The 3220-nt window shown below is 62.3% G+C and carries 4 protein-coding genes; 3 read left to right on the plus strand and 1 reads right to left on the minus strand.

Annotation, left to right across the window (positions count from 1 at the left end; genetic code table 11):
- Nucleotides 1–84 precede the first annotated feature (84 nt).
- On the plus strand, nucleotides 85–660 hold the full coding sequence (locus AC3WN7_RS28265; protein ID WP_102675853.1) for a flavodoxin family protein: 576 nt from the start codon (nucleotides 85–87) through the stop codon (nucleotides 658–660).
- Between the two features lie 35 nt (nucleotides 661–695).
- Nucleotides 696–1520 (plus strand): alpha/beta fold hydrolase, encoded by an 825-nt coding sequence (locus AC3WN7_RS28270; protein ID WP_102675852.1) that lies wholly within the window; start codon nucleotides 696–698, stop codon nucleotides 1518–1520.
- A 36-nt stretch (nucleotides 1521–1556) separates the two neighbouring features.
- Here the strand turns inward: AC3WN7_RS28270 and AC3WN7_RS28275 are convergent, their stop codons facing one another.
- The gene (locus tag AC3WN7_RS28275; RefSeq protein WP_102675851.1) at nucleotides 1557–2000 is read right to left on the minus strand and encodes a helix-turn-helix domain-containing protein; all 444 of its coding nucleotides are present in this window, start codon (nucleotides 1998–2000) and stop codon (nucleotides 1557–1559) included.
- A gap of 158 nt (nucleotides 2001–2158) precedes the next feature.
- Between AC3WN7_RS28275 and AC3WN7_RS28280 the strand changes: the two genes are divergently transcribed.
- Nucleotides 2159–3076: a LysR family transcriptional regulator gene (locus tag AC3WN7_RS28280; RefSeq protein WP_102675850.1), complete on the plus strand. Its 918-nt coding sequence runs from the start codon at nucleotides 2159–2161 to the stop codon at nucleotides 3074–3076.
- The last annotated feature ends 144 nt before the right edge of the window (nucleotides 3077–3220 follow it).

Raw genomic sequence — 3220 nt, forward strand, 5'->3', positions numbered from 1 at the left:
CGCGAAGGCGGTGTCACATTCAGCCTATGCGGTGATTGACACAGCGCTTTCGCGAGCAGGCTCGCTCCCACAAAGGACACCGGAATGAGCAACGTGGTGGTGGTCTATCACAGTGGCTACGGGCACACCCGGGTCATGGCCGAAGCCGTGGCCGCGGGCGTGGAGCGGCACCTGGGCAGCACTTGCCAGTTGATCCCGGTCGAGGAAGTGGACGAGCACTGGGCGCGGCTGCACAACGCCGACGCCATCATCTTCGGCGCGCCGACCTACATGGGCAGCGCCTCGGCGGCCTTCAAGGCGTTCATGGAGGCCACGGCCGCGTTCTACCTGACCCAGCCCTGGCGCGACAAGCTCGCGGCGGGCTTCACCAATTCCGGCTGCCTGTGCGGCGACAAACTCAACACCTTGCTGCAGATGGCGGTGTTCGCCGCGCAGCACTCGATGATCTGGGTCGGCCTCGACCTGCTACCGGCCCGTTCCAGCACCGGCGCGTTCAACAGCCAGCTCAATCGCCTGGGCAGCTCACTGGGCGCCATGGCCCAGTCGAATGTCGAGCAATCCCCCGACGATGCGCCGCCTCCCGAGGATCGCTGCACCGCCGCGCACCTGGGCGAGCGGGTGGCGCGTCTGGCCGATCGCCTGAACCCACTTGCGGTTTGAATCACCCCCCAACCCTCGTTAAGGAGGCATCACCCATGAGCACTTTCACTACCCGCGACGGCGTCGAGATTTACTACAAGGACTGGGGCACCGGTCAGCCGGTTGTCTTCAGTCACGGCTGGCCGCTGAACGCCGACAGTTGGGAATCGCAGATGATTTTCCTGGCCTCCAACGGCTACCGGGTCATCGCCCACGACCGTCGCGGTCATGGGCGTTCCAGTCAGCCGTGGTCAGGCAATGACATGGACCATTACGCCGACGATCTGGCGCAGTTGATCGAGCTGCTGGACCTGCAAAACGCGGTGCTGTTCGGCTTCTCCACCGGCGGTGGCGAGGTGGCGCGCTACATCGGTCGCCACGGCACCGGCCGCGTGGCCAAGGCCGGGCTGATTTCCGCAGTGCCGCCCCTGATGCTCAAGACCGAAGCCAACCCCGGTGGCTTGCCACTGGAAGTGTTCGACGGCATCCGCCAGGCCTCGCTGGCCGACCGCTCGCAGCTCTACATCGACCTCGCCAGCGGGCCGTTTTTCGGCTTCAACAAGCCCGGCGCGAAACCGTCCCAGGGCATGATCGACTGGTTCTGGATGCAAGGCATGATGGCCGGCCACAAGAACGCTCATGACTGCATCAAGGCGTTCTCGGAAACCGACTTCACCGAAGACTTGAAGAAGTTCGACGTGCCGACGCTGGTGGTGCATGGCGACGCGGATCAGGTCGTGCCTTACGAGGCGGGAGGTGTCTCCTCGGCCAGACTGGTCAAAGGCTCGACCCTGAAGATCTACCCGGGCGCCCCTCACGGGCTGACGGACACCCACAAGGATCAGCTCAACGCTGACCTGTTGGCGTTCTTGAAAGGTTAAAAAGCCAGATCAAAAGATCGCAGGCTTCGCCAGCGCCTAAACGCTAGCGTGCATGCCCGAAGGCTGCGATCTTTTGCTTTCAAGGCCACGCACCCTCTGACAGCGCCAGGCAAACGGATTGATGCCTTCGCTGCGGGTGAAGAGGTGGCAGAAGTGCGCCTGGTCGCAGAAGCCGCATTCGAGGCTGATCTGCGTAAGGCTCATGTCGGTGTACTGGATCAATTGCTTGGCCAGGATTATGCGTTGCCGGCGAATCCAGTCCTGCGGCGAGAGTCCGGTGCTGCACTTGAAGGCGCGGGAGAAATGACTGCGCGAGAGGGCGCAGGCCTGTGCCAGTTCAGTGACTTCCAGGCTGTCGCCGAGGCGCTCGAGGATCAGTTGTTTAACCAGCCGTTCGCGCTGCGGGCTGAGGCCGCCGGTGCTTTTCTTTGGCGCAGGCGTGAATGGCGCGGGCGCGGCATTTTGCTGAACGTGAGCCATGGTGAATGTCCGTGTCGGTAGGCTTCATTCTTGGACCCGAAGGCTCTGGCTTGCGAGTTAATCGTTGTTAATTCCTCGTTAAGCACGGGACGTCCCGGGTAAAGTCAGACACACTTCTCAACCTCGCGCCTGGCCGAACACACAAGGGAACCGTGCTTATGAACCGTAACGATCTGCGTCGCGTCGACATGAACCTGCTGGTGATTTTCGAGGCGTTGATGTTCGAAAAGAACCTGACCCGCGTCGCGGAAAAACTGTTCATGGGCCAACCGGCGGTGAGCGCCGCGCTGGGGCGTCTGCGTGATCTGTTCGACGATCCGTTGCTGCTGCGCAACGGTCGCGGCATGGAACCGACGGCGCGGGCGCTGACGATTCTCAAGGAGCTGCAGCCGGCGATGGATACCATTTCCGGTGCGGTCAGCCGGGCCAGGGAATTCGATCCGGCGACCAGTTGCGATGTGTTCCGCATCGGGCTGTCGGACGATGCCGAGTTCGGTTTGTTTCCGTCGTTGCTGCGTCAGCTGCAAGAGGAAGCACCGGGCATCGTCGTGGTCGTGCGGCGGGCCAATTATCTGTTGATGCCGGCGTTGCTGGCGTCGGGGGAGATCTCGGTGGGCGTGAGCTACACCACGGATCTGCCGGCCAATGCCAAGCGCAAGAAGCTGCGCGATATTCCCTGCAAAGTGCTGCGCGGTGATACCCGGCCGGGGCCGCTGACCCTGGATGAGTACTGCGAACGGCCCCATGCGATGGTGTCGTTTTCCGGTGACTTGAGCGGCAATATCGATCTGGATCTGGCGAAGGTCGGGCGCAGTCGTCGCGTGGTGCTTGGCGTGCCGCAGTTCAGTGGGTTGCGGGCGTTGCTGGTGGGCACCGAGATGATCGCTACCGTGCCGGATTATGCGGCCTGTGCGTTGGTGGAGGGGTGTGGGTTGCGCGCCGAGGATCCGCCGTTCGAGATTGAGGCGGCGCAGTTGTCGATGGCCTGGAGCGGGGTGCATGACAATGATCCGGCGGAGCGGTGGTTGCGCTCGCGGATCAGTCAGTTCATGTCTGTGGCTTTGGATATTCGTTAGGCTTTTGACCTTGGCGGCCTCTGGGCCGACCAGGTTCTTGGTTGGTTGAGTACATATCCGTTTCTGCGGTAACGGCGGCTTATGGTTCCGCTCTTACAGCGGGTCACTTTTGGCAAACGCCCCAAAAGTAACCAAAAGGTCTCG

Source organism: Pseudomonas sp. FW305-70, from assembly GCF_058783925.1.

What these genes read in the sequence shown, in the direction of transcription:
- AC3WN7_RS28265 (WP_102675853.1), top strand. Translation starts at nt 85, where the DNA reads ATGAGCAACGTGGTGGTGGTCTATCACAGTGGCTACGGGCACACCCGG.
- AC3WN7_RS28270 (WP_102675852.1), top strand. Translation starts at nt 696, where the DNA reads ATGAGCACTTTCACTACCCGCGACGGCGTCGAGATTTACTACAAGGAC.
- AC3WN7_RS28280 (WP_102675850.1), top strand. Translation starts at nt 2,159, where the DNA reads ATGAACCGTAACGATCTGCGTCGCGTCGACATGAACCTGCTGGTGATT.
- AC3WN7_RS28275 (WP_102675851.1), bottom strand. Translation starts at nt 2,000, where the DNA reads ATGGCTCACGTTCAGCAAAATGCCGCGCCCGCGCCATTCACGCCTGCG.